Origin of the sequence: Candidatus Symbiopectobacterium sp. NZEC151 (assembly GCF_025962655.1) — a bacterium.
Taxonomy (GTDB): Bacteria; Pseudomonadota; Gammaproteobacteria; order Enterobacterales; family Enterobacteriaceae; genus Symbiopectobacterium.
Window position 1 is genome coordinate 323375 of record NZ_JAGFPE010000003.1, and the last position, 24341, is coordinate 347715.

Genomic DNA, 24341 nt, shown 5'->3' on the forward strand with positions numbered 1-24341 from the left:
TTGGTATGTTTGCCTTTGAGTTGGTTATCGTTCTGTTGGCTATTTACCTCGGCGCACGGCTCGGTGGGATCGGTATCGGTTTTGCTGGCGGTCTCGGCGTTCTGGTTCTGACACTGGTGTTTCAAATCAAACCCGGTGCCATTCCCTTCGACGTGATTCAAATCATCATGGCGGTCATCGCCGCCATCGCGGCCATGCAGGTCGCCGGAGGAATGGATTATCTGGTGAGCCTGGCGGAAAAATTGCTACGGCGTCAGCCCAAATACGTCACCTTTTTGGCCCCTGTCGTCACCTATTTTATGACACTGTTGGCGGGGACAGGGCACACGGCGTTCTCAACCCTGCCGGTGATTGCCGAAGTGGCTAAAGAACAAGGGATCCGCCCCTCCCGCCCGTTATCGATTGCCGTTGTGGCCTCGCAAATCGCCATCACAGCCTCACCGATTTCCGCCGCCGTGGTTTTCGTTGCCAGCATTCTTGAACCGAAAGGCGTCAGCTATCTGCTGCTGCTCGGCATCTGTATTCCCACCACCTTATGCGCGGTGTTACTTACCGCCGTAGTGACCAACTTTTTGGGCAAGGAGCTGAAAGACGACGAGATTTATCAGGCGCGGTTGGCAAAGGGTGAAACCGTGCTGCGCGGCGTCAGCAAGCTGGAGATAAAAATGGGGGCCAAGCGTTCTGTGCTGCTGTTTTTAGTGGGGATTGTCGCTGTGATGCTTTACGCCACCGCCATCAGCGACACCGTCGGGCTGATTGCCAAGCCCATACTGCCGCGTAACGAAGCCATCGTGGTCTTTATGCTGACGGTCGCCACCCTGATCTGCATCACCTGTAAGCTGGATACCGCCAAAATCCTCTCTGCCAGCACCTTCAAATCCGGCATGAGCGCCTGCATTTGCGTGATGGGCGTGGCCTGGTTAGGCGATACCTTCGTAAAAGCGCACATCGGTGAAATTCAGGGCACCGCAGGGGTATTGTTGCAGAATTACCCGTGGATGCTGGCGGTAATACTGTTTTTTGCCTCTACCCTGCTCTACTCACAGGCGGCGACAGCGAAGGCGCTGATGCCCGCGGCATTACTGCTGGGCGTGACGCCAGTCACTGCCGTCGCCTCCTTTGCCGCGGTGTCAGCGCTGTTCGTGTTACCCACCTATCCTACGCTGCTCGCCGCCGTAGAAATGGATGACACCGGTTCAACCCGTATCGGCAAGTATGTCTTTAACCACGCGTTCCTGGTGCCTGGCGTTCTGGCGATTACGCTATCCGTCATCTTTGGCTTTGTTCTGGGGAATCTGGTGCTGTAACGCCCCTCCGGTATTCACCCCGGGCGGTGCTTCGCCGCCCGGCATCCATTCCCCTTGGCCCCCAAAGCAGGGTATAGTACCCCCAGTTCCTCTTTCACTGGGGTGACCATGGAAAATCCTGCGAGCAGTAGCGCCATCGTTGTCCTGTGTACCGCACCGGACGAACCCATTGCACAACAGTTGGCGACCGATGTGCTCAATGCCGGGCTGGCAGCCTGTGTCACAGTACTGCCTGGCGCGCACTCTTTCTATGTCTGGGAAGGTAAGCTGGAGCAGCAAAAGGAAGTGCAACTGGTGATCAAGAGCGATACCTTGCACCAACCTGCGCTGCTGCAACGCCTGAAACAACAACACCCTTATCAAACGCCGGAACTGTTGGTGGTTCCGATCACGGATGGCGACAAAGATTACCTGACATGGCTAACCGCATCCTTACGCTGATCCTGCTGTTAAGCACGCTGATCTGCCCTCAACTGGCAGGCGCATCCCTGTTTGCGCCATCATCTCCAGTGCAAAACAGCCGCTTTCTAACGGTAGATCGCGCCTTTGCTTTCGATTTTCAGCAACAGCAAGAGACGCTGACGCTGCGCTGGCAAATCCATCCGGGCTATTATCTCTATCGCGATAAAATCAGCCTGGCTCCTGGCCAAGCCGTATTAGGCGACATGTCCTTACCCGCAGGTCTGCCGCACAAGGACGACTTTTTCGGCGAAGTGGCAATTTTTCGCGATAGCCTCACGGTGACCGTCCCTGTTACGCAGAGCACCGCGGGTGCAACGGTGCGAGTTACCTATCAAGGCTGTGCCGATGCAGGTTTTTGCTACCCGCCTGAAACGCGGGACATTCCGTTAAGCGCAGTGACCGCAGGCCATCAGCCAACGCCCAGCGATAGAGCTCCAACGGCCACAACACCGGTAGCACCAGCACAACTGCCGTTTTCTCCGCTTTGGGCGCTGTTAATCGGTATTGGTGTTGCCTTCACCCCCTGCGTGCTCCCGATGTACCCACTGATTTCCGGGCTGATTCTTGGCAGGAAACAGCAATTATCCGCGCGTCGCACCCTGCTGCTGGCATTCACCTATGTGCAAGGCATGGCGCTGACCTACACGCTGCTCGGCGTTATCATCGCGGCGGCAGGGCTACGCTTTCAGGCGGCGCTACAGCACCCAGCCGTGTTGATCGGCTTGTCACTGTTGTTTATCGCCCTTGCGCTGTCGATGTTTGGCCTCTATAACCTACAAATGCCCTCCGCCCTGCAAACCCGTCTGGCGCTGTGGAGCAATCGACAACAAAGCGGCTCTCTGGGTGGGGTCTTTTGCATGGGGGCACTGGCAGGACTAATCTGCTCGCCCTGCACCACAGCCCCACTCAGCGCCATCCTGCTCTACATTGCGCAAAGCGGTAATAGCGTCGCCGGTGGCGGCATCCTTTATCTCTATGCGCTCGGTATGGGCTTGCCGCTTATCGCGGTGACGCTGTTCGGCAACCGCTTTTTACCCCGTAGCGGTCCTTGGATGCAGCACATCAAAACTGCTTTTGGGTTTGTCATTCTGGCCTTACCGGTTTTTCTGCTGGAACGCGTTGTAGGCGATATCTGGGGAGCTCGCCTGTGGAGCCTGCTGATAATTTCCTTCCTGAGTTGGCTGATCATACTGGGCTTGCGCAGCCATTGGCGCGGGATGCGTTTGATACAACTGCTGCTTTTGATTGGTGCCGTGACCGCCGCTCGTCCATTGCAAGAATGGTTAATGCCTTCATCAAGCCAAGCCAGCACCGCTCACACATCGACTCTGCCGTTTACACCGGTTCATCATCTGGAAGGGTTGAACCAATCCCTCACTAGCAGCCAGCGCCCTGCCATGCTGGATTTATATGCCGACTGGTGTGTAGCCTGCAAAGAGTTTGAGAAATACACCTTCAGCGATGCGGACGTTAAACAGGATCTGGTCAGGTTTCAACTCCTTCAGGCGGATGTCACCGCCAACAACGCGCAGCAAAATGCCTTGCTGAAAAAATTTCAGGTTATGGGGTTACCGACCATACTCTTTTTTGACAGTAATGGCCGAGAGATTCCCGACTCACGCATTACGGGTTTTATGAATGCCGAGGCGTTCCGGGCACATTTGCAAAAACTGGGGCAATAAGCTGCTGAAACGGTGGCGGCCCCAGTCTGAATCAAGGGGGATATCATGCAACTACAGCGGGACGAGGTACTTGAGAGCGCGCTGATCTTACTGGAACAACAGGGCGTTGCCGCCTTAACGTTAGACACTCTGGCGGAGAAACACTGCATCACCGCAGAGGCCATGACCGCCTTCTGGCCGGATCGTGAAGCACTCCTCTATGATTGTCTGCGGCACCACAGCCAGCAGGTGGATACCTGGCGACGTCAGCTGTTGCTGGATGACGCGCTCTCGGTTGAGGAAAAACTGCTGGCGCGCTATCAGGTGTTGCATGAGGCGTTACAGAACCAGCGCTATCCCGGCTGCTTGTTTATTGCGGCGTGCAGTTTTTATCCTGATATCCATCATCCCATCCATCAGATTGCAGAGCGTCAAAAACAGGCATCGCTCCACTACACGCGCGAACTTCTGGCGCAGTTGGAAACGGACGATCCTGAAATGGTCGCTCAGCAGATGGAATTGATTCTCGAAGGTTGCCTGAGTCGGTTGATGGTAAAACACCACGCGGATGACATCGCCACGGCACGCCGTCTGGCGGAGGATGTACTGCGGTTCGCGTTATGCCGCAAAAACGGTGCGCTAACCTGACAGAACCTGGGGCGCGACGCTGAGAAATGCGTCATCCTGACTGAAAAGTCGGCAATCAACGTGGTTTTGATGCTTTTCCTGCACAAACCCGTTGACGGCAAGCGGCCAATACGGTTTAATGCGCCCCGTTGCCCGGATAGCTCAGTCGGTAGAGCAGGGGATTGAAAATCCCCGTGTCCTTGGTTCGATTCCGAGTCCGGGCACCACTTCTCCTTTTTTATGCCTCCCTATGCGTTCCTATAAATCCCTATGTGTTTGTAATGCAACCAAAGTGGCATAAAAATCTTTCCCGATGCATTCTTAGTTATCCCTAGGTATCCGGAAAAAAGTGGGTCAAATTACGGGTCATTCAGTTCGATGAACGGAGTGACCCGCCCATGTTGACTGATAGCAAGATCCGCTCAGCCAAAAACCTAGAAAAATCATACAAGCTCACCGATGCGTTAGGGCTTTATCTAACGATATCTACTCATGGTGCTAAGCGGTGGTATTTCCGCTATACCTTCGACCGTAAAGAGAACCGCCTCGCCTTTGGCGCTTACCCGTTGATTTCATTGGCAGCAGCCCGAGAAAAGCGCGACGCGGCGCGTAAGTTGCTGGCATCCGGTGTCTGCCCTTCGCTGTCTCGCAAGGCAGAAAAATCCGCAGTGGACGAATCAAGAACGTTTCGCTATATCGCCACTGGCTGGCACACCAGCAGCCTTAATCTGTGGTCGGACGCGCACGCCGCTAAAATCCTCACCTGCCTGAAACGCTACGTTTTTCCTGCTATTGGCGCGATGGATATCGCTCAGATTGAAACCCGCCATCTGGCACAACTGGTTAAAGCGATTGACGATAAAGGCGTGCATGACGTCGCGGGGCGCGTGCGCCAGCATCTGACCAAAATCATGCGTCATGCGGTGCAGCAAGGCGTGATCAAATACAATCCAGCTTACGATCTGGATGGCGTTGTGACTCCGGTTGTGACCCAACATCATCCTGCCCTGCCGCTGAAACGCCTACCAGAACTGCTGGTGAAGATTGATAGCTACCAAGGTCGGATGCTAACTCGACTAGCGCTGGAACTTAATCTCCATGTTTTCCTGCGCGCCAGTGAGCTACGTCTTGCCCGCTGGGATGAATTCAACCTGAAAGTGCATATCTGGACCGTGCCACCCCAGCGCGAAGCGGTAAACGGCGTGAGATTCTCAGAACGTGGCGCAAAAATGAGGGATGAACATCTGGTGCCGCTGTCACGGCAGGCGGTCGCCCTACTGGAACAGATTCGGGCAATTTCTGGCGAATCAGTCTTTGTTTTTCCGGGTGCACATACGTTGAACAAGCCGATGAGTGAAAACACCATCAACAAGGCGCTGCGCGTTATTGGCTATGACACCAAAACCGAGGTGTGCGGCCACGGTTTCAGGACCATGGCCTGTAGCGCCCTGAACGAGTCCGGACGCTGGTCAAAGGATGCCATCGAGCGACAGATGAGTCACAAAGAGCGCAACGGTGTGCGGGCAGCTTACGTGCATAAGGCGGAGCATCTGGAAGCCAGAATCGAAATGATGCAGTGGTGGTCAGATTATCTGGATGTCAATCGAGAGGGTTATGTCGCACCCTATGTTTATGCGCGGAGTAACGCAGGGAAGCATTGATCTTGCCGCTGACGCGTTACCCACACAGGCTCCCGACAGGCTTTCTATTCCATAGAAAGCCTGTCGGGAGCAATTTCGTTGCATCATGCATGCAGCACTGATTCACAACAAGAACGCCTTTGCCGCCCTTCCCATTCTGTCAGTCACTGCTCATAACGCTATGATTTCGTCGATTTGCCCTGCCGTGAAGCAGCCAATTTTTTGTTGCAGGCATCCAGCACCCAGGCTGAAAAATTCGCGTCAGGGTCATTCGCTTTTTCCAGCGCGACGCTGGCATTGATTGCTTCGATAAGCTCGTGCGGGAAACGTATTCCCTTTGTTGTCGAACGTTTGTTTTTTGAGCCTGTAGGCATGCCGTTTTCCTTTTCACTGAACGAACACTATACAAGGGAAAATAATTTTCAAACACGTTGACGTGTATGTGCACCTAGCGTTATGGTGTATGTGCACCAAAAGAGAATTTATGGTGAAAAACGAAACCCGGCAGTGCGCCAACACTCACCGGGCTTCTGACCACAACATTAAGGAGACTAATGCTATGGCTGATGCTGATAGTAACACGCGCACGCCTTATCAATCACTGGCGGAGTGCGATAGCCTGTATTCTGCCATGAGCGCCGCACTGGCTCATCTGGACTTCTCGATCATGGACAACGATGAATTGTTGCTGGCCGCCTATTATTGCGCTGAAACCCGCGCCGGACTTTGCCATTGCCTCAATTTTATCGGTGACGCACTGATCACCTTTGCCGAAAATGAGGTGTACGAATCCACACCTGAGAGCTTATGCCAATTAGGGCATGGGCTGACCGCTATCTGTCTGCTTATCCCTGCCCTCACCGATATGCAGGAACGCGCGCAAGCACTGACCAGCAAGACAACGTGCTGAACCTAGCACTCCCGATCAAAGCTCTGCCGTCAGTAGTGACGGGCAGAGCTTTTTTGTTGGTGGAACTGCATAACCAAAAACTCATCACATTCGATATTGAGTAATTTAACGTCACGCCTTCCCTTTCTCGCTAGCATTCCCCAACGACATACTTCAACAGGGGAATAAAATGCAGCCCTGCGGACACACCAAGCATGACGCATTTAGGCTTATTAATTTCTGCGCTCCGCAGGAATTAACAAGTGGCGTGAGGCGAGTAAATTCAATTTCGCAGAAATTGCTAATTTGCGTCGCCCGAACCCACCGGCGAGCGTTCCCCCCGAGGGGAACCGAGCAGGCCGGGGGGAGCCGCAAAAATTTTGCCGCCCCAGCGAGCAAAAAGGCATTCCCCAGAATGCCGGTTTTTGTGGGGGGCTTGCCCCGCACACCGTCGCGGCTAAGTCTCCGGCCCAAAGCCGGTAGCGTGGCGCGACTAACCACTTTGAAGTCGTTTTCCTATTTTTTCGCTGACCGGAACGGGCAAAAGAAAAAAGGGGCAAAAAACGGCGTCTCAAAGGGGTTAGTCGCGCGTAGCGCGCGACGGTGTGCCGCCGTTGACCTTGGGGGTTTTGGTGCGGCGTCCAGCCGCGACATTACCCCCATGCGCCAGGTAATAAGGGCGTCCAGCCCGCATGAACTGGTGCATGCCGTTTTGTGCCGGGAAATGTATTTTCCGGCGCATGACCGCAATGCGGTCACCTCTTTCTCCCCACAAGATCGCCTCATGACGTCGACTCATGCCTGTGGGCGAAGGTATTCCCCCATGCAATGAGGCGATAAAGCCGAAAGAGAGAACAGTCCAATACAATGCAAAGGAGGATGCATGCTTATTTACGATTACAGTGAACGACGGGCGCGTAATCACGAAAAGATCCGGGTCCTGCTCAATTTTCTGAAACAAGAAACCTACAGTAGTTTTAAAAACCTGATGCTGCTTTTTGATTTTAAAAATCACAAACCGCTTTATTTGCTGCTGGCGAAAGCCATTAGCTTGGGATTGGTCCAAAAGCATGAAATAAACACCAGAATGGTGAAAATCTCTCTGTGGGGGATCACCAATGACGGATTATCCGTTGTTGTCACACCCCATGAGGATGGCTTTCCTGCACGATTTGAGCCCTCGAAAGTCACTGGCTGGACGCTGATGCAGCGCCTTGATCGTCAGCTAGCACGGCTCCTTCTGGAGAAGAAAGGCGCTTATGGGTGGATCAGCGGCGCTGATTCAACATTCCGCAGCCGCTATAAGGTATATCATCGCCCGGCCGGGGTGATAACGTTACCTGACGGGACGGTTATCGCCGTTGAAGCTGAGCGCCATCTGAAAACCAAGGCCCGTTATCAGGCGATTGTCACCCAGCATTTGATAACTCGGACTCAAAAACTTTGGATGTACGTCTTCTACATCGTGCCAGACCCGCAGATAAAGCGAGCCATTGAGCGGATGTTCAATAGCGTGAAATACGCCATCGTCAGTCATCAGCGTATCCCGCTGGAAGCGAAGCACCGCAATGTTTTTCGGGTTTATACGGTTGAGGAACTGAACAGACTTGATCTAAACAATTACAAATAACCACATGATTTTTATACCAATGGTGATATCACTGATATCGTCATGTTTCCTATAGTTGAAGTTTTACGTAGCCGTCAATTTATTCTATATATTTAATATATTGAATTTTATCATTTTTAATGAACGAGCTCTTTTTGATTTAGATCAATAAATTGCCATATATAGCCTCAACGTAGTTGATTCTAACACCTTAGACCTCATAACGAATATGAGCTCTCATACATGAAAAGTTCCATTATTGGGAACCATTTATTGACATTCAATATTACCACACCTATCATAGTTCCCAAATGGAGAACATCAATGCGACTAATTGGCAAGCAAAGACTTCAGGTACTAAGCGGCATTAATCACGAAACTGATGTTTGGCTTTCTGCCTGGACAGCTGAGCTTACCAATGCTTACTGGAAAGATGTTAGAGCCGTTTTAGATACCTTTCCAAGAGCCCAGCAAGTTGATCAGGTATGCTGCATTTTTTTTGTGTGCGGCATTAAATCGCTGGGTATAAAAGTCACATTCAAGTTTGACAGGAGCATCGCAGTGATAAATCAAGTGGTATCAAAATGAATACAATCACCGAAGTTCGAGTCATTCGAACTGAAGAACAATATCATGCTTACCTTTCAGAAGTTGAAAGGTTGCTCACTTTTGAGCTTATTGCAGGCTCAGAAGATTCAGAGCGACTAGAGTTACTCACTGTTATCATTGAAAACTACGAGAATGCAAATTATCCAGTAACGCCGGTCAATCCTATCGATGCAATAAAGTTCAGAATGGAAGAGCAAGGATTAAAACAATCAGATTTAACCCCTTACTTCGGAACCAAAAGTCGGGTCTCTGAAGTCTTATCAGGAAAGCGCCAGCTGACAGTTGCAATGATAAAAGCTTTGTCAATAGGTTTAGGCATATCACCACAAACACTATTAGGCATGGAGACCGAGGCAGGATACGCAGATCGTACAGCAGCAGAAGATGTCAATTGGGCAAAATTTCCAATTAAAGAAATGCTTTCTAAAGGTTGGATCGAGAACCTGAAATCCAAGACTAAGGTTAATGCAGAAGAGCAAGTTAAAAAATTCATTGAAAGGCTTGGTTCAAACTATACTGCTACTGCATTTAAAAGGACATTAAATGGTGATGCCTATTCTCCAACAACCGTATATAAATTGCATGCTTGGGTGGCAAGAGTTGTACAAAAATCACGAGAGAAAAAACTAGCTGTAGAATTCAAAAAGGATTGTATTTCTAAAGATTTTCTAAAAGAACTAGCTCATTTAAGTTGGTCGGAATACGGCCCATTACTGGCTGTGGAATTTTTAGAGAAGAATGGTATATGTGTCATAATTGAGCCCCCACTTACGGGTACTGCAATAGATGGTGCCGCCTTGAAAGACACTGACGGGCGCCCCATAATTGCACTAACACTAAGGCAGGATCGTCTCGATAACTTTTGGTTCACTTTACTTCATGAAGTTGTACATATATGGAAGCATGTTGATTCAAATAATACCTTTGTTGATGATCTTGAGACTCTCAAAGATAGCGCTGATAAAATGGAAGCCGAAGCAAATAGAATTGCCAGAGATACATTAATTCCTCGAATTGTATGGAAACGGAGTTCAGCATATTTGACCCCTAGTAAAAGCACAATTGATGAACTCTCCAGAGAATTAAGAATCCATCCATCCATCATTGCGGGAAGGATACGAAGGGAGACTGGTCAATATAATCAATTTTCAGAGCTAGTTGGGCAAGGTGAAGTCAGAAAACATTTTCCTAATCATATTTGGTAAGTGAGGATTTATGTACCCTAAATACATGCCTATCTTAAAAGCTAAAAAAGGCGAATTCGAAGCAATCGATAACTTGCAGGCTAATCCTCAAGTAATGGAAAGCATACTTCCTGTATTTGAAATTCCGATCCTTACAAAAAAACAACGAGAATCAAAAAAATACATTAACATTAGAAACCCAGTTGAGTTTTTTATTAACAACAACACAACTTCATTATCTAAAGTTATGCGCGGACTGCCAATGGGGATTGATATAAGTCGATGGGCTCCTAATTCAAATATCGAATCAGGAGAGCATATATTAAGCCATATAATCAGTTCACTTGAAAAAAATAATAGCCAAGTAATTCCTGTCATTGGTTATGATCGGTGGGAAGATGATGAATATTCAACAACCCTAAAAATAATCTCCCAAAGGCAAAATAATTTCATTATTAGACTAAACTCTTTTGCATTTGAAGATATGATTGAAGAAGAGCCATTTTTTGATACTTTCAATGATATATTTTCTTCATTAGATATTATTCCAGAACACTGTTCTGTTATTCTAGACTTCGAAGATATAACCAAATCGTCAATCGTCGACTTGAACGAAAAAGTTCAGAGAGCAATAACGACATTGCAACCTTATAATTTTAGATTTTTATCCATTGCTGGATGTTCTATTAGCGGTGACATCAATGGTATGGTTCCTAAGCGAGAATCACAAGGAATAGTAGTTCGTAAAGAAGTAAAAGTATGGAAAGCATTCAAAAAATTTCATCCAAGACTAAAATTGGTATTTGGCGATTATGGTATAGTAAGTCCATCAGTAGGTGATGAAATAATTGCCCCTAACGCAAATGGAAAAATTAGATATACAATCGATGACAGTATTTTTGTCGTTCGAGGTTATTCTCGCGCCATTGGGAAAAAAGGAGCTCAAATGCAAGATTTGTCAAAAAAACTGATATCTTCCCCGTACTACAAAGCACCTAAATTTAGCTGGGGAGACGAAATGATTGATAAATGTGCAAAAGAACAGTTTGTAGGAAATACAACAAATTGGGTTTCAATTGATACAAACCATCATGCCACGCATGTGTTTGCTGAAATCAGAGAGTTTGAATATACTATTCAACATCAACGAGAGTTTCAGCATTAAGTTAAAAAAGAGCGCTTCAGCGCTCTTTTTTATCACCACGATCAGATCAACACAATGAAACACTAAGCTTCAATTTTTAACAGGTCAGTTCAAAACAAAGGAATATTTCATCATGTTAATCGCTACTCGACCTCAAAATATATAATTCACATAATGGCTAAAAAATTCAGTTTCAGAAACGATTCGCTGTGTTATATTTCCCCTTCAACACGCTTAATTTTTTTAAAGAAGTTACCAGATATCTTTTCCTCTATTGATTGATAACTATCCAGAAATTGTATATCTACATGATTTTTATATTTTGTAGTAAACTCTTCGGCTTTTCCATCTGTTTTCTTTCTATCTGCTGTAGCAAAGAAAAATTTATGATATCTCCTAGGCGATACACCTTCAAATTGAATAAAAGAGACTTTTTCCGGATTGCTGCTATTTGCATCATTGATCGCATCATCATGGAGGTCCAGTGCCAGGCTTTTCTCATAAGGCTCTATATATATAACTTCTTTAATTCCAGCTGCTACTATATGTCGAGCACAGTTATGACATGGGAAAGTAGTTGTGAACATTAATTTTTCATATGTGGAGGCATCGCCAGTTCTAGCTAGTGTAGTTATAGCATCCATTTCCGCATGAATCGCTCTAGAATATTCAATTAAAGAACCGATTGGCGTTTTATCAAAAATCTCGTCAGCTATTTTTTCATAAAGTCCATCTAATGGAAGTTGTTTTAGAGTTTCATCTTGTACAATTTTATTCTCTTCAAAAAATTTATTCATTTCCTTTTTTAATTCACGAGTAATTCCGGATTTTATTTTGTTTTTATGTAAATCATTATAACAACGGCCACCTTTGTGAATGCATCTAAAATCATTTTCTTCATCTTCATAAGTATAAAGCCCTCCACCAAACTTAGGAACGTCATTTCGACCAGTTGAAATAATGTTTCCATTTCTATCTAGAATAGCAGCACCAACTTGTCGAGATAAGCAAGCTGACTGCAAGGATGCCGAGAAAGCAACAAACATTCCTTTTTCTTTGAATGTTGGAGATATTCCATTTTTGCCATGAATAATATTAATAAATCGAATTATTTTAGAGTCGATACTTGATCTATGACTATGGTTATTTTTGACAAAAAGATCGGAATCTAAAATAGTCTTTTCAACTTGTTGTCCATGCTTACCACCTGACTTTCTATCCAAGTGAATAAGTTCGTCAATCTGTTCAGGTTTAATTGTTTCATCTCTTAAATTTCTTTTTCTCTCAGATTCACTTCTCAGAACACCAATAAGATAAAAATTATGTTGATATACCATTCGAAGCAATTCTACTTCTGAAGGATTCTTTAGCTGATCGACAAGATATGCAATTTTTCCTTTGAAAATCGAATCTTCAGCTTCTCCTTTTCCAATTTTTATCTTTTGCTTGATAAGCTTTATTTTTGAAATTGCTGCCTCTGCCAATATCTGGGGGGAAAAACTATTTCGTAAATCATTTCCCTGTAGTTGTCTTTTTTTATAACGCTCATAGGGATTATCAATTTGGGTTGTAACATTACTAATACTATCCATAATCTCACTTAAAAGAATATGGTGAACTTCATATCCCATTTTTACTAAGTTATTTTGGAACGATTCTCTGATTGATTTTATCCCAGCCCCTATTGGTCCACAAAAAGCAATAATTAGTTCGTTTGACTGACGGCTTGTCAGCATTTCGATTGAGTCAGGGTTATCTTGATTTGAGTCTAAATGTTGAGAGGGTTGTTTTTTTGCTGTGTTAGCTGGCATAGTGGTATTCCTGCTCACATAAAACACCACTATATATAAGAAACGTTCAAGAGTGTTACTAATTTTTACCAATTCATTTGTTCAGCACGAACAATTATAGACTGGATAATTTTTTCTTCATCAACGGATGACTTAGGCTTAAATTTTATAACAGCCCCAGCACTATCCTTATGATTTGATTGTTTTTTTTCTTCTCTAGTAGTCGAAACTTTAAATTTAACAATCATTAGACGCCCCTCGCCAAAAGTTGGCACATTCTACCTGTGCCTAACATCTCGTCAACCGCTAAAAGTGATTTTCATACACTATAATGAGGATAATGCAAAGTACAGGGTTTTCAATTAAAGGTTGAAAATAATATAATACATTGATTTTAATCAAAAAAACCACATAGGCAGCTTAAGCCATCGAGTAAAGTATGCGTACATCTGTTAAAATCTTTATATCTTTTTTCAATTTTGCGGGCTATATCATAGGCTAATCTTAGTCCTATCGACTTAAACCACTCAGATTTTCGTGCTAACTCTTTGTTATCCACTGCTCACGTTGTTGAAAGGTGTGATTCTCAGATAACAGTTTTGCGGTATTAATCTCTGAGTTTGAGCACATATTCACCAATCGCAGTACATTTGCTGAAATTTAAGGCAACTGTAATGATTTGAAATTACATGCTCCCAGCCAAATCCCCCAATGTCACCATCAACATCATAGGATCTATCGGCGAAGGCTCAAACCCCACCCGCAAGTAGAACTCCCGCGCCTCATCAGACAAGGCATGAACCAACATCCCGCGAATGCCAATAGTCTCAGCCACTTGAATTACTCGCAGCCCAGCATCTCGCACCAACGCCCGACCAACGCCCTGCCCATGCAACGATGTGTCTACAGCCAACCGCCCCAACACCACAATCGGGATCGGATCGGGCATATTACGGCGAAAACGTCCGGGTGCAGCAGTTGTTGCCACAGCACTGGAAGCCAGCGAGTAATACGCCAGCACTTTCGAGCCATCGCAACTGACGAAAGTCCGTGATGCGCCAGATACCTGATTTTTCATCGCCCGCTGTTTCAGCCAGTTATCCATAGACTCCACGCCGCAGCAGAATGCGGAAAGTTCATGCTTAGCGTGAAGTGGCTCAGGGGCGGAAATCATTTTTTCTGCTCCCACGGTGCTGGGGTTTGCATGGTTTTCCGCAGCGCAGCATTCGGCGAGGGAGCTTGATCCAAGCGCGCAAGGAATTCTTGATAAGCTTCAGGATCTGCCATGATGATCCGCTGGTCGATCAACGCCTCTTCTGCGGCAGCACGCGCAGCCTCAAGGACAAAATCCGTGCGATTTTTTCCTCTGGCTTTCGCCGCACGATCGATAAGATCGCGTTCTGCGGGCTTGATGCGTAAATTTAATGTTTCGCGTTTAACTGAAACGCTATGTGTCGCTGACATGATGTCACCCTCCGACCTGTCATCTGGATGATAATCATACAGCACACGTAACGCTAATGTCATTACGTTTTATAAATGGCGTGAGAAAACTGATAGAAAGAACGAGCCCGACATCTTGCCATGCGGTTTGCAAACTCGCCCGTTCTGAACAGCCCAAAAACGGGGTCAACCTACGGGTCTTGACAACAAACATGGTTAAAATTTATGCTGCCGTTCAACCTAATAGAGAGCTGAATGTTCCCGAGTCCGGGCACCACTTCCTCTTTTTTATGCCTCCCTATACGTTCCTATAAATCCCTATGTGTTTGTAATGCAACCAAAGTGGCATAAAAATCTTTCCCGATGCGTTCTTAGTTATCCCTAGGTATCCGGAAAAAGTGGGTCAAATTACGGGTCATTCAGTTCGATGAACGGAGTGACCCGCCCATGTTAACTGATAGCAAGATCCGCTCAGCAAAAAACCTAGAAAAATCATACAGGCTCACAGATGCGTTAGGGCTTTATCTAACGATATCTACTCATGGTGCTAAGCGGTGGTATTTCCGCTGTAGCGCCATTTTGATCACCCGTTCGTCCCGCCATTGAAACCAAGCACAGCCTGAAAGCCAAAGCCCATTACCCACCGATTATCACCCACCCTGCCCCCAAATGCTGGATTGCCGTTTTCTACCTCGAGTCCGCGGAGAAAACAAGCCAGTGACTTAGCGAATATGCGGATAAGTTCGAGAATGCAATCACTCTTATATTGATGGAAATTTAGCGGGATTTATAGCATTGAGCGAGTCACGTACAGTGCGATGAATACCGATCTCTCCTAATGGACTTTCGGAATACCGCAAAAGTAAAGGGTGCAGTTTACCGAGTGTTGACATATTCACTTCCTATAATTTCCATCAGAAATAATTGTGACGATTTATATTCAATTTCGCTATGTAACTTCCATTCCAACACCATGTCGTTATTACAAAAAATGAAAATATACAAAAAACAGTCGATACTTGAAAAATAAACTCCCACGCTATCGATTACATTATGTTTTTAATCAATATCACTTATTCAATCGGTAGAGGTACTGCATGTTGATTGCAGAGATAAAATCCAACCTATCAGACCAAGTCAACAATAACCTTTGTGAAGGAATGAGAGAAAGATCGAACACTTTCCCTACCTCACATTCTGATATTTCGCGTATTCGCAACTCTGCGCTCGACTTTCGGCGCATCAACCAATTAAAAGAATCTTATGAATCAATGCTTTCTGATGCAGCCAAAGAGGTCAGTCTCGATATAAAATTAGTGCCAACAATGATTAAAGACACCTCATCCATCAACGCCAAAGACTATTTTTATCTGGGTAGTTGCGAAACAGAATCTTTTTTGGACATGGGGATCACGCTGGATAAGGAGGGTAGGCTTACGTTTATTAATGGCCAGCGCAAGGAGTTGATATCAGGTTTATACAACAAATATATCAAGAAAAGGAAATACTGCTGCTACAGTGCTCACGACATAACAAATAATAATGATTACTTATTTGATGCATTACGCATAAATGAAAATGGTAAATTAACAGGAAGAATAAAAGACACGTCAAAGCAATACACTATTGATATAGAAAAGAACTGTAGAACATATTCTTCATCTGAATCGAACGCAAACATCACTTTACGTTTAACAGAACAAGGTGAATGGGGAGCTGAAGATCTGAAATTTGAGAGAAAAGATGGCATCACATTAACATTTACATTCAAAAATAACGAATTATATTTATCTGAATTTAAAAAAGAAAACAATGTAGTCAATTACAAAGAATATGATTCTCTTGTGAAAATAAAATCACTCAAGGGGTACACTATACTTTCGGTCAAAAAAACGAGGGATGTGCTTCAACTTGAAACTATTCATAATGGAAAAAAGAGAATAATTTACCTAAATCCAAATAGAATAGAATTGCCCACGTTAAACGTAAAGAGTCTCTCTCATAAACCACCACAAAATCTACATTCTGCATTGGGTTCAGATCCTCATGAACATTATGATTCGGGCCAACCGTTTAGCTCGACACGCCTTGGTAATTTTAGCAGCAAATGGATTCCCCTTTTCGGTAATGCAATTGATAGTTTCCGAATAAACTTACAAAAATCTAAACACAATTGGTATGAGAAACATTACAAAAAATCCTTTTATGCAATGGTAAATGCTGTAGACCCAGGAATACGCGCAACGGTATCAACGATAAAAAATCTTTCATCGTTGTGTAGAACATCCGAAAAAACAGGAAAGATTTCTAGCGACATCACCAATATGAATAATAATTATACCTCGCTGATTGGAAAACTACCTGACAGCATAATCTGTAAAAAAGATCTTAACGTTGCCATACCAAACATATTAAAAAATCTTAAAAATGGCGATCAATTATCTCTGATAAAATCTAACGACATATCTTTTTTTGGTGGTATAGCCAGAGGCGGTTTTCCATTATCCCCTGCCTATTTTGTTGGTATTGTTGGGGCACTTTCAAAAAAACATTGCGTCAGTTTTACTAAAAGTGATGACAACGAAATATCCTGTTCTTTTGATAATAGGTTAACAGCGTTAATAGCGCTGTTAGCCGGCACGGGGCAAGGTTTAGAAAAAACCTTATTAAAAACACCTAACATTGACTACTTTACCATTTTGCCTGTTGAGTCGAATATTATTTTATTTTCACAAATGGATAAAACCAGAACTATGTCATTAAAGCTAGAAGAAAAAGATCTCTCAACTTTCATCGAAAAAAGCAGTAAAAAAAGTGAGTTGATTCAATTTCTCGATGAAAGAGAAAACAACATATCCATTAACAAAAAAAATGAATATACCAATAAATTATCCATTGAGGCAAGAGCACTTGAATTCAGACTTCAAATGGGAACAGGCTATGAACCAGGTAATTACATTGTTGCGCCGAGAAGCACTGCCGGGATCATGCTATCTGGGGATATACTTTCAATAAATTTTACCAAAGAAACCAATATCACACCTGATTCAGGTGAAAGCGTCAGCAAAAAAATTGAATTACAGGCTCTGTCACCACATGCAAAACTGGTTCGAGAAAACAAAATCATGCCAATAGTGTCAACAGATATTAATAATAATGATTACTATTTCCCCCTTCCGATTGTTGAAGAGTCAAACAGTAAAAACATAGTAAGCCGCCAGGCATATATAAATAAATCCCATCAGTATACTAGCGGTAAAAATTTTCTTGATAGAACCGAAAAAACGTTATCTGATGTTATTGAATCGCTCAATGAAATGGATATGGAAATAGAAAAAAACCATGACATTCGTTGCCTGACAAATTTAGAATTGATATGCAAAAAAAACAAGAAAGTAAAATCACACTTATTAAAGAAAAAAAATAACTCAATCAAGGACGTTCTCCTACATAAGGATTTTATTGATTCACTTAAAAAGACAAAACATGACCTTATAAACAAAGAAAGAAACAGTATGGGAAAAACGATAAACTATCATATAAGGACAGACTATAAACTGACAGAAGAAAGTAAAAAGGATAAGGAAGATCTCGAACATGAAATTGCAATAATCAAGGATAATACTTCACAATTAAGCGGAGAGGAACTGCAAATCTCAATAAATAAACTGCATTTTAAAGTGAAATCATTTAAAGAGAATGCAACATATTTATTAGCTAAAATTGATTTAATGAGTACAGGTTGTTTTTCAACCTTTTCCTCGACCATACCAAATCTCATTTTTTATTTTAATGATGGGAAATTCATTTCTTTAACAAGGCCTCTTGGAAACATAACATTTGAATATAGTAAAGAAAATACAACGCATCCTTACCGGATAGTGTCCAATCTACATGTGCTAGAGTAACGCAGCAGGGAATATCGCAGAGAGTAATAACACGAGTTCTTTGAAAAGATTCAACTCGTTGAATAACGGATCAATCGATTGTGACAAAGAAATGAAGGAATTATTTATTTTATATTTAGGTTATGAGAATTTTTTCTTACAGTTTAAATCCAGAGGTTTTATTAAATTAAATAGCTGTTTAATGCATTACATTAATCGACGCTTAGGATAAACATTTCGTAACCCTTAGGTTGATTATGACAACATCACTACGTCTGCCATTGAATATAACAAAATCGATCATTCCTGTGCGAACCATGAAAGCATCTGAATTTTCACCAACGCGTTCTAATACATTAATCAAAAACATCTCTTTTATTCACCACTCAACTCACAGTATCATCACTAAAAAAAACCATCACAACAAGTATCACAGACTGCCAGACATCATTTCTGAAGACGTCACATTGACACCGAGTAAGATCGGTAAAATCAATACCAAGGATTATGTTTTTCTAGGGAGTTGTAGAATGCCTTTGATCAGTGACATGGGAGTAACGCTCGATCAGGAAGGCGATCTTATATTGATACAAGGTCAGTGCCAGAATTTACTCTCTGGTTTATATAGAAAACACAGTAAAAAGAACGATTATACTTATTACACTCTCAATAGGGAAGGAGACAGAAGCAATATCACATTTGAATCATTATATATCGATACCGAGGGTGAACTCACTGCAAAACAAAAAAATAAAAATATTTATTACTCCATTGAGTTTAGCACCAACACCAGTGTCGACACTGAAAAAGAAACGACTAAAATCATCAACGTAACCTATAAGAAACAGCCCACACCATTATCAACAGATCTTTCACTTCAAGGATGTGACGGAAACACCGCTCATTTTGATTTCAGGAATAACAATTTATACTTAAGTGCATATTCAGCAGGAAACAAAAAATATGACTATAATCTCATGGAATACAAAATAAAGCCGCTATTTAACAAAAAGTACCACATCGTTTCCGTCAAACGGTGTAGAAATATGTTGCAAATAGAGGCATTAAAACGAGATAAAGTAAGAATATTCTATATTGATCCTAAGAATATATCCGGAACATTGCTCAGAAAAAAAAAGGCAAGCCATAAACCGCCGCAAGGGTTCTACGCACTTTTAGGTGGCGATGTGTATGAGAAATATCACTGTGGGCAGCCCTTTTCATCAACCCGGTGGGGGAATTTTCGTTCTCTACCGATACCATTTATTTCCCGAATGGTCGATCCTATCCGCTTAGCCCTCAAAAAAAATAAAGCAAAGCGCAGCAGGAAAGAAAAATTACTGAAAGGAATCAAATTCGCAGATCCTGGCATCAATGCCGCCATATCGGTAACCAAGGATTTGATAACACGAACAGAGAAAAAAAGCCTATCACATGAATCATTAGTGAATACGTCTATAACAGGTCTTAAGCATGATTTTTCACCGTTGATTAATGATCTTCCAGAATTTATGCCAGAAGAAAATACATTCGCAAAAAAAACATTATCTATCATCAAAAATCTTGCAACAAATGATGCACTTACCTTGAGCAAGGAAAATGAATTTTCCATTTTTTTTAGCTTATTACAAAATGGTATGCCTTTTCATCCAGGCTGGTTCGCCGGAGCCAAATTCTCAATCGCGAAAACGCATTGCCTGATTTTAACCAAGACAACAACAGGTAATATAAAATTAGTATTTACCCGTAAGAGAAAAATCTGTAACACCTTACTGATAGGAACAGGCCAGGGCTTGGAATCAACGTTACTTAGCCAGAGTGGCATTAATTTTTTCTCTGTTATGCCCTTTGAGGCAAATGCCCTCTTAACGTTGTATAAAACCAAGGAATTAGATTTATCATTTGAACTAACTCCCTGTCAGTTTAAATCACTTCTCGATCAATCATCCAACATTGATAACAAAAATAGCTTTTTTGACAATCACCAGATAGCAGTAAAAAGAAGACAGCTCAGTGAATATGGCACCTCACTGTCTCTGGATATGAAAATTAATGAATTACGTGCAACGTTGGGTATAACACCCGTTGAAAATACGCGACTTTACTCGCCTCGGCTAGCTTGTGGTAGCGGGGTCAGTGCCTCGGTATTCACGTATAACAATAAGAAAGAAACCCGATGTTCAGATACAGCGCAGCAGCCGGCCGTCGATAAAAAAAGCACCTTAACGCTACTTTCCGGCTCTGGCACTTTTTTTGCCGGAGAAAAGTACATTATTGCGCCCAACACTATCAACGACAATGGACAGTTATGTTATCGCCTTGCGCTTATCGAAGAGGGGATGAGCGCCAAATCAAAAACAAAAAGCGTTTTTAAACACAGTCGTACCCGAGGCAGAACTGCAACCCCAAAAAGGTCGATGCCCAAACGACGTAACCATAAGCAGATTAAAAAAGTCTACAACACGTTAGCCACCCTCACTGACACTGGGGAAATCATTCGTCCCATGCATAAGATAGGAAATTTGAAGGTGACGCGAAGGTTGCACAAACCGGTTAATTTACCGCAAGGCCGTTTGCTGACCAGATACCTATCAGCCTCGCAGCAACAGACGACATTAAAACATGTGTTTAAGGGGGAGCCTCGTCCACAGCCATATGCTGATACGTTGCGCACACTCGCCGACCGCGCATCCAGTAAAAACAGAAACGATTTAAATAAAAAACTGAGTCACAGTCTTGTTGCAAAATACAACATCAATATCAATGACCAAAAGAGATTATTGGAATTTAAACATGCGTTAAACACGTTAGAGAGCACGCCGAATGTACTAAACAGGCTTCAAGAGAGAAAAAAACTGAAGGAATTACGTCAGCGGATTGCCAAATTTAAAAGCGAGGCGACATATCAATTGCACACCGTTGATCTCTACAGTTACGGCGAAAGGGTACAAACCAAATCATCACTGACCAATGTGCTGCTGAATTTCAGACAAACCAAAGCGATGGCGTTGAAAAAGCATCTGGGACAGCTATCACTTGAATATGCCGATACGCCAATCCCCACGAAAATAACAGGCAACTACCGTTTCCTTTGAATGCGTGCCTGAGTATCGCGGTTCTCGTCAGGCAACCGTCGATGATTCAAGACAGAGGAAGGTGGTGACTTTGTCAGCCATCATCCGGTATACCCCCCTAAAGCGCCGACCTGTGGGAAATTCAGGGGCTAGCGTGGTTTGCAATTGCAGTTCGAAAACCTGTTGAGCCTGATTGAGCACGGTGATTTGCGCATCCAAAAAATCAAAGTAATGCTGTACCGAAGGATAGATGGCTTTAAACAAGCTCTCCTTGGCAGAAAAACTCAACGTCAGCGCCTGACAAAACGGCATATCCACTCCTTGCAGCCATTGGCGCTCCTCATCACCGACGATACCAGGCCAGAGTGAAGCGGCCCGATCGTCACTCATCAGCGTTTCCACATCAACACCCACACCGCTGAATACGTCGCTGCGGCGGTGAATAGCGCACAGCACGCTGTCTTTGTTGTGGCTCAAAGAGCCACAGAGATTTTCAGGCCACACCGGTGAGCGGTCCTGGCCGCTAAGCAGCGTAAACTGGTTTATACCGAGTTTTTCCAGCACATGGCGCGCCAGATAACGCCCGGCAAGAAATTCAGCGCGGCGCTTGGGCACCGAGCGTGCCAACTCCGCAGACAAGGGCACATCAATACGATGATAAAGCGTATCGTGGTAAGCCTCTGGGTTGAAGCGACAATAGGCGCAGAATCCAGGATACACAGCCTCGCCAGTGGGCAAAGGCAGTGTCATCCATTCAATATTGCCGACAAACGCCGAGATGGTCATTAACGTACACTCTCCCCCTGCTGCGGGTCAGGCTTTAAAGCGCCAGAAAGAATCCAGCAATGGTTGCACTCATCAGGTTTGAAAGCGTTCCCGCAGCGACCGCTTTCAGCCCAAAACGCGCGATATCCTGACGACGGTTTGGCGCCATGCTGCCGAGCCCACCAATCAAAATCGCAATCGATGACAGATTGGCAAAGCCGCACAAGGCAAACGAAATAATGGCTTTCGATTGATCCGAGAGCACCTGCAATCCCAGGGCTGCTACGGCGTCGTCCGCTTTGAGATGCTGACTAAAATTCAGATAGGCAACAAACTCATTAAGAATCAGTTTTTGGCCGATAAAGGCCCCCGCCACCGTCGACTCCTGCCACGGTATCCCAATAAGGAAAGCCACGGGTGCGAACAACCAACCTAAAATCAGCTCCATAGAGAGCTGTGGATAATCAAACCACCCGCCAATGCCCCCCAGGATGCCATTGAGCAAGGCAATCAGCGCCACAAACGCCAGCAACATTGCACCGACGTTGAGCGCCAGCTGTAACCCTGAAGCCGCGCCACTGGCCGCTGCGTCAATCACGTTGGCAGGCTCATCATCGGCACTCACAAAACCGGAGTGAGTTTCATGGTCGTGTGTGGTTTCCGTCTCTGGCACGATCAGTTTGGCAAACAACAAGCCCCCTGGCGCGGCCATAAAGGAGGCAGCGATCAGATACTCCAACGGCACGCCCATCTGCGCATAGCCCGCCATCACCGCCCCGGCAATGGATGCCAGCCCGCCGCACATCACCGCAAACAGCTCCGAGCGCGTCATGGTAGCAATGTAGGGACGGACCACCAGCGGTGCTTCCGTCTGCCCGACAAAGATATTTGCCGTCGCCGAAAGCGATTCAGTACGCGACGTTTTTAACAGCTTTTGCAGCGCTCCGCCTAGCAGGCGAATAACCCATTGCATCACCCCGATGTAATACAACACGGCAATCAACGAGGAGAAAAAGACAATGATCGGCAGCACCCGCAGTGCGAACACAAAGCCACCGCCGCCAAACAGCTCATACATCTTATCGGACGCCAGGCCACCAAAAATAAACGATACGCCTTCGTTGCCGTAACCAATAATCAGGGCAACCCCTTCGGTCATCCCTGCCAATATCTTGCGCCCAAGCGGCACATAAAGCACCAATGCGCCAATACCAATCTGGAGCAGGAAAGCGCCCAACACCGTGCGCAGGCGAATAGCCTTGCGGTTACTGGAAAGCAAAACGGCAACCAGCACCAACACAGCCATGCCAATAAGACTCATAATGAGTTGCATAAGAAGTTCCCTTTTATGCGTTGTTGAAAATCAAGGATAGACTATTCATCTCGGGCCAGATTGCCCGAAAAACGTCAAAGGCGGATTATAAAGCGGCCACTCGGGAAATACGCATTTTTTGTCACATTTGAACACTTTCTGACATGCTTGAACCCTCGCATCTGGGATTTCTATCACGTTCTTTTTCCACACCTTATGGGCATCCAAACACCTCAGGACACTATTCTCATCGTTTTTTCTTATGGTTATTGGGAAAAGCGATGTGTTAATAATATTGTTTGCTGCGAGGGTATAGCGTTCATTTTCAGCAGCGCTGAGGATAATTGATGGTTTTAGCTGAACGATATCGGCTACAACACGCAATTTTATGTTATGCAGCATGGGTTATAGGCGACGAATAAAGGGCAACACAATGAAAACAAAAACATTATCTCCAACCACCACAGAAGAAAAGTCCGCTGACCTCGACAAATTCGATTACGCCATCCTGCAACTGCTGCAACAGGACGCCTCACTCTCCAACGTGGCGCTGGCAGAAAAAGTTAATCTCAGCCCTCCGGCCTGCCTGCGACGGGTAGAACGTTTAAAACAGGCTGGATTGATAAAAGGTACGGTGGCCCTGCTGAATCCGGAAGCGTTAAATGCCGGCATGGTGGTGATTATCGGCGTGGTGTTGGACCGTTCGACGCCTCAGTCGTTTGCCGATTTCGAACTGGCGGCACAAAACATCAGTGGGTGTATGGAATGTCATGTGGTGACGGGAGAGTTCGATTACATGATGATGCTTCGCACCAAAGATAATCAAAGTTTCAATAAGTTACATGCCGAGCAGTTGTTATTCCTGCCCGGAGTGCGACAAATACGCTCCTTTATGGGGTTGCGTCAGGTGCTCTCAACCACGCAGTTACCCTTTTGAT

22 protein-coding genes and 1 tRNA gene are annotated in these 24341 nt (G+C 44.8%); 15 read left to right on the plus strand and 8 right to left on the minus strand.

What is annotated here, in order from left to right; all coding sequences use genetic code 11:
• Positions 1 to 5 precede the first annotated feature (5 nt).
• The 6 genes from J5067_RS12210 to J5067_RS12235 all read left to right on the plus strand — a co-directional run bounded on the left by J5067_RS12210 (position 6) and on the right by J5067_RS12235 (position 5718).
• A complete protein-coding gene (locus J5067_RS12210) occupies positions 6 to 1307 on the plus strand; it encodes an anaerobic C4-dicarboxylate transporter (protein ID WP_264651216.1) in 1302 nt (433 codons plus the stop codon).
• Between the two features lie 108 nt (positions 1308 to 1415).
• Positions 1416 to 1748, plus strand: coding sequence for a divalent cation tolerance protein CutA (gene cutA, locus J5067_RS12215; RefSeq protein ID WP_264643989.1), 333 nt, complete (start codon positions 1416 to 1418; stop codon positions 1746 to 1748).
• A complete protein-coding gene (locus J5067_RS12220; protein ID WP_264651217.1) occupies positions 1724 to 3451 on the plus strand; it encodes a protein-disulfide reductase DsbD in 1728 nt (575 codons plus the stop codon). The genes cutA and J5067_RS12220 overlap by 25 nt, the downstream gene beginning before the upstream one ends.
• 45 nt (positions 3452 to 3496) lie before the next feature.
• Positions 3497 to 4078 (plus strand): transcriptional regulator, encoded by a 582-nt coding sequence (locus J5067_RS12225; protein WP_264643987.1) that lies wholly within the window; start codon positions 3497 to 3499, stop codon positions 4076 to 4078.
• Positions 4079 to 4208: 130 nt separating this feature from the next.
• Positions 4209 to 4284, plus strand: a tRNA-Phe gene (locus J5067_RS12230).
• Between the two features lie 171 nt (positions 4285 to 4455).
• Positions 4456 to 5718 (plus strand): integrase arm-type DNA-binding domain-containing protein, encoded by a 1263-nt coding sequence (locus tag J5067_RS12235; protein ID WP_264651218.1) that lies wholly within the window; start codon positions 4456 to 4458, stop codon positions 5716 to 5718.
• Positions 5719 to 5876: 158 nt separating this feature from the next.
• Here J5067_RS12235 and J5067_RS12240 read toward each other — a convergent pair whose 3' ends face one another.
• Positions 5877 to 6071 (minus strand): YlcI/YnfO family protein, encoded by a 195-nt coding sequence (locus tag J5067_RS12240; RefSeq protein ID WP_264628108.1) that lies wholly within the window; start codon positions 6069 to 6071, stop codon positions 5877 to 5879.
• A 185-nt stretch (positions 6072 to 6256) separates the two neighbouring features.
• On the opposite strand from J5067_RS12240, the gene J5067_RS12245 reads away from it, so the two are divergent.
• Positions 6257 to 6607: a hypothetical protein gene (locus tag J5067_RS12245; RefSeq protein WP_264628109.1), complete on the plus strand. Its 351-nt coding sequence runs from the start codon at positions 6257 to 6259 to the stop codon at positions 6605 to 6607.
• A 559-nt stretch (positions 6608 to 7166) separates the two neighbouring features.
• Here the strand turns inward: J5067_RS12245 and J5067_RS12250 are convergent.
• Positions 7167 to 7328: a hypothetical protein gene (locus J5067_RS12250; protein WP_264651219.1), complete on the minus strand. Its 162-nt coding sequence runs from the start codon at positions 7326 to 7328 to the stop codon at positions 7167 to 7169.
• Between the two features lie 141 nt (positions 7329 to 7469).
• Between J5067_RS12250 and mobC the strand changes: the two genes are divergently transcribed.
• The 4 genes from mobC (at position 7470) to J5067_RS12270 (ending at position 11153) form a co-directional block, all read left to right on the plus strand.
• Positions 7470 to 8216 carry a MobC family replication-relaxation protein gene (gene mobC, locus J5067_RS12255; RefSeq protein WP_264628003.1) on the plus strand — a complete coding sequence of 249 codons (747 nt, stop codon included), beginning with the start codon at positions 7470 to 7472 and terminating at the stop codon, positions 8214 to 8216.
• 303 nt (positions 8217 to 8519) lie between these two features.
• A complete protein-coding gene (locus J5067_RS12260) occupies positions 8520 to 8783 on the plus strand; it encodes a type II toxin-antitoxin system HigB family toxin (protein WP_264628002.1) in 264 nt (87 codons plus the stop codon).
• A complete protein-coding gene (locus J5067_RS12265) occupies positions 8780 to 10009 on the plus strand; it encodes an ImmA/IrrE family metallo-endopeptidase (RefSeq protein ID WP_264651220.1) in 1230 nt (409 codons plus the stop codon). Before J5067_RS12260 ends, J5067_RS12265 begins: the two co-directional genes overlap by 4 nt.
• A 10-nt stretch (positions 10010 to 10019) precedes the next feature.
• Complete coding sequence (locus tag J5067_RS12270; RefSeq protein ID WP_264651221.1) at positions 10020 to 11153, plus strand: beta family protein; 1134 nt, start codon at positions 10020 to 10022, stop codon at positions 11151 to 11153.
• A gap of 191 nt (positions 11154 to 11344) precedes the next feature.
• Here the strand turns inward: J5067_RS12270 and J5067_RS12275 are convergent, their stop codons facing one another.
• The 4 genes from J5067_RS12275 to J5067_RS12290 all read right to left on the minus strand — a co-directional run bounded on the left by J5067_RS12275 (position 11345) and on the right by J5067_RS12290 (position 14386).
• Positions 11345 to 12943: an anti-phage dCTP deaminase gene (locus J5067_RS12275; protein ID WP_264651222.1), complete on the minus strand. Its 1599-nt coding sequence runs from the start codon at positions 12941 to 12943 to the stop codon at positions 11345 to 11347.
• Between the two features lie 65 nt (positions 12944 to 13008).
• Positions 13009 to 13170, minus strand: a complete 162-nt coding sequence (locus tag J5067_RS12280) for a hypothetical protein (protein ID WP_264651223.1) — start codon at positions 13168 to 13170, stop codon at positions 13009 to 13011.
• 437 nt (positions 13171 to 13607) lie between these two features.
• Entirely contained in the window at positions 13608 to 14096 is a 489-nt protein-coding gene (locus J5067_RS12285) for a GNAT family N-acetyltransferase (protein ID WP_264628393.1), read from the minus strand.
• Positions 14093 to 14386, minus strand: a complete 294-nt coding sequence (locus J5067_RS12290; RefSeq protein ID WP_145522506.1) for a DUF1778 domain-containing protein — start codon at positions 14384 to 14386, stop codon at positions 14093 to 14095. The genes J5067_RS12285 and J5067_RS12290 overlap by 4 nt, the downstream gene beginning before the upstream one ends.
• A gap of 426 nt (positions 14387 to 14812) precedes the next feature.
• On the opposite strand from J5067_RS12290, the gene J5067_RS23300 reads away from it, so the two are divergent.
• The 3 genes from J5067_RS23300 (at position 14813) to J5067_RS12300 (ending at position 21347) form a co-directional block, all read left to right on the plus strand.
• Positions 14813 to 14971 carry an Arm DNA-binding domain-containing protein gene (locus tag J5067_RS23300; RefSeq protein WP_369076102.1) on the plus strand — a complete coding sequence of 53 codons (159 nt, stop codon included), beginning with the start codon at positions 14813 to 14815 and terminating at the stop codon, positions 14969 to 14971.
• A gap of 491 nt (positions 14972 to 15462) precedes the next feature.
• Positions 15463 to 18273, plus strand: a complete 2811-nt coding sequence (locus J5067_RS12295; protein WP_264651224.1) for a hypothetical protein — start codon at positions 15463 to 15465, stop codon at positions 18271 to 18273.
• 296 nt (positions 18274 to 18569) lie between these two features.
• Positions 18570 to 21347, plus strand: a complete 2778-nt coding sequence (locus J5067_RS12300) for a hypothetical protein (RefSeq protein ID WP_264627622.1) — start codon at positions 18570 to 18572, stop codon at positions 21345 to 21347.
• Between the two features lie 27 nt (positions 21348 to 21374).
• On the opposite strand, the gene J5067_RS12305 is transcribed toward J5067_RS12300, so the two are convergent.
• Both J5067_RS12305 and J5067_RS12310 read right to left on the minus strand, forming a co-directional pair.
• The gene (locus J5067_RS12305; protein ID WP_264643974.1) at positions 21375 to 22112 is read right to left on the minus strand and encodes a 4'-phosphopantetheinyl transferase; all 738 of its coding nucleotides are present in this window, start codon (positions 22110 to 22112) and stop codon (positions 21375 to 21377) included.
• A 34-nt stretch (positions 22113 to 22146) separates the two neighbouring features.
• Positions 22147 to 23424, minus strand: coding sequence for a NupC/NupG family nucleoside CNT transporter (locus tag J5067_RS12310; protein WP_264643973.1), 1278 nt, complete (start codon positions 23422 to 23424; stop codon positions 22147 to 22149).
• 412 nt (positions 23425 to 23836) lie between these two features.
• On the opposite strand from J5067_RS12310, the gene J5067_RS12315 reads away from it, so the two are divergent.
• Entirely contained in the window at positions 23837 to 24340 is a 504-nt protein-coding gene (locus tag J5067_RS12315; RefSeq protein ID WP_264628249.1) for an Lrp/AsnC family transcriptional regulator, read from the plus strand.
• Position 24341 lies beyond the last annotated feature (1 nt).

Coding starts and splice junctions, on each gene's coding strand:
- J5067_RS12210 (WP_264651216.1), top strand. CDS start 6: ATGTTTGCCTTTGAGTTGGTTATCGTTCTGTTGGCTATTTACCTCGGC.
- mobC (WP_264628003.1), top strand. CDS start 7,470: ATGCTTATTTACGATTACAGTGAACGACGGGCGCGTAATCACGAAAAG.
- J5067_RS12245 (WP_264628109.1), top strand. CDS start 6,257: ATGGCTGATGCTGATAGTAACACGCGCACGCCTTATCAATCACTGGCG.
- J5067_RS12225 (WP_264643987.1), top strand. CDS start 3,497: ATGCAACTACAGCGGGACGAGGTACTTGAGAGCGCGCTGATCTTACTG.
- J5067_RS12260 (WP_264628002.1), top strand. CDS start 8,520: ATGCGACTAATTGGCAAGCAAAGACTTCAGGTACTAAGCGGCATTAAT.
- cutA (WP_264643989.1), top strand. CDS start 1,416: ATGGAAAATCCTGCGAGCAGTAGCGCCATCGTTGTCCTGTGTACCGCA.
- J5067_RS12240 (WP_264628108.1), bottom strand. CDS start 6,071: ATGCCTACAGGCTCAAAAAACAAACGTTCGACAACAAAGGGAATACGT.
- J5067_RS12310 (WP_264643973.1), bottom strand. CDS start 23,424: ATGCAACTCATTATGAGTCTTATTGGCATGGCTGTGTTGGTGCTGGTT.
- J5067_RS12300 (WP_264627622.1), top strand. CDS start 18,570: ATGAAAGCATCTGAATTTTCACCAACGCGTTCTAATACATTAATCAAA.
- J5067_RS12280 (WP_264651223.1), bottom strand. CDS start 13,170: ATGATTGTTAAATTTAAAGTTTCGACTACTAGAGAAGAAAAAAAACAA.
- J5067_RS12295 (WP_264651224.1), top strand. CDS start 15,463: ATGTTGATTGCAGAGATAAAATCCAACCTATCAGACCAAGTCAACAAT.
- J5067_RS12290 (WP_145522506.1), bottom strand. CDS start 14,386: ATGTCAGCGACACATAGCGTTTCAGTTAAACGCGAAACATTAAATTTA.
- J5067_RS12275 (WP_264651222.1), bottom strand. CDS start 12,943: ATGCCAGCTAACACAGCAAAAAAACAACCCTCTCAACATTTAGACTCA.
- J5067_RS23300 (WP_369076102.1), top strand. CDS start 14,813: ATGTTAACTGATAGCAAGATCCGCTCAGCAAAAAACCTAGAAAAATCA.
- J5067_RS12315 (WP_264628249.1), top strand. CDS start 23,837: ATGAAAACAAAAACATTATCTCCAACCACCACAGAAGAAAAGTCCGCT.
- J5067_RS12285 (WP_264628393.1), bottom strand. CDS start 14,096: ATGATTTCCGCCCCTGAGCCACTTCACGCTAAGCATGAACTTTCCGCA.
- J5067_RS12220 (WP_264651217.1), top strand. CDS start 1,724: ATGGCTAACCGCATCCTTACGCTGATCCTGCTGTTAAGCACGCTGATC.
- J5067_RS12270 (WP_264651221.1), top strand. CDS start 10,020: ATGTACCCTAAATACATGCCTATCTTAAAAGCTAAAAAAGGCGAATTC.
- J5067_RS12265 (WP_264651220.1), top strand. CDS start 8,780: ATGAATACAATCACCGAAGTTCGAGTCATTCGAACTGAAGAACAATAT.
- J5067_RS12250 (WP_264651219.1), bottom strand. CDS start 7,328: ATGCGCCGGAAAATACATTTCCCGGCACAAAACGGCATGCACCAGTTC.
- J5067_RS12305 (WP_264643974.1), bottom strand. CDS start 22,112: ATGACCATCTCGGCGTTTGTCGGCAATATTGAATGGATGACACTGCCT.
- J5067_RS12235 (WP_264651218.1), top strand. CDS start 4,456: ATGTTGACTGATAGCAAGATCCGCTCAGCCAAAAACCTAGAAAAATCA.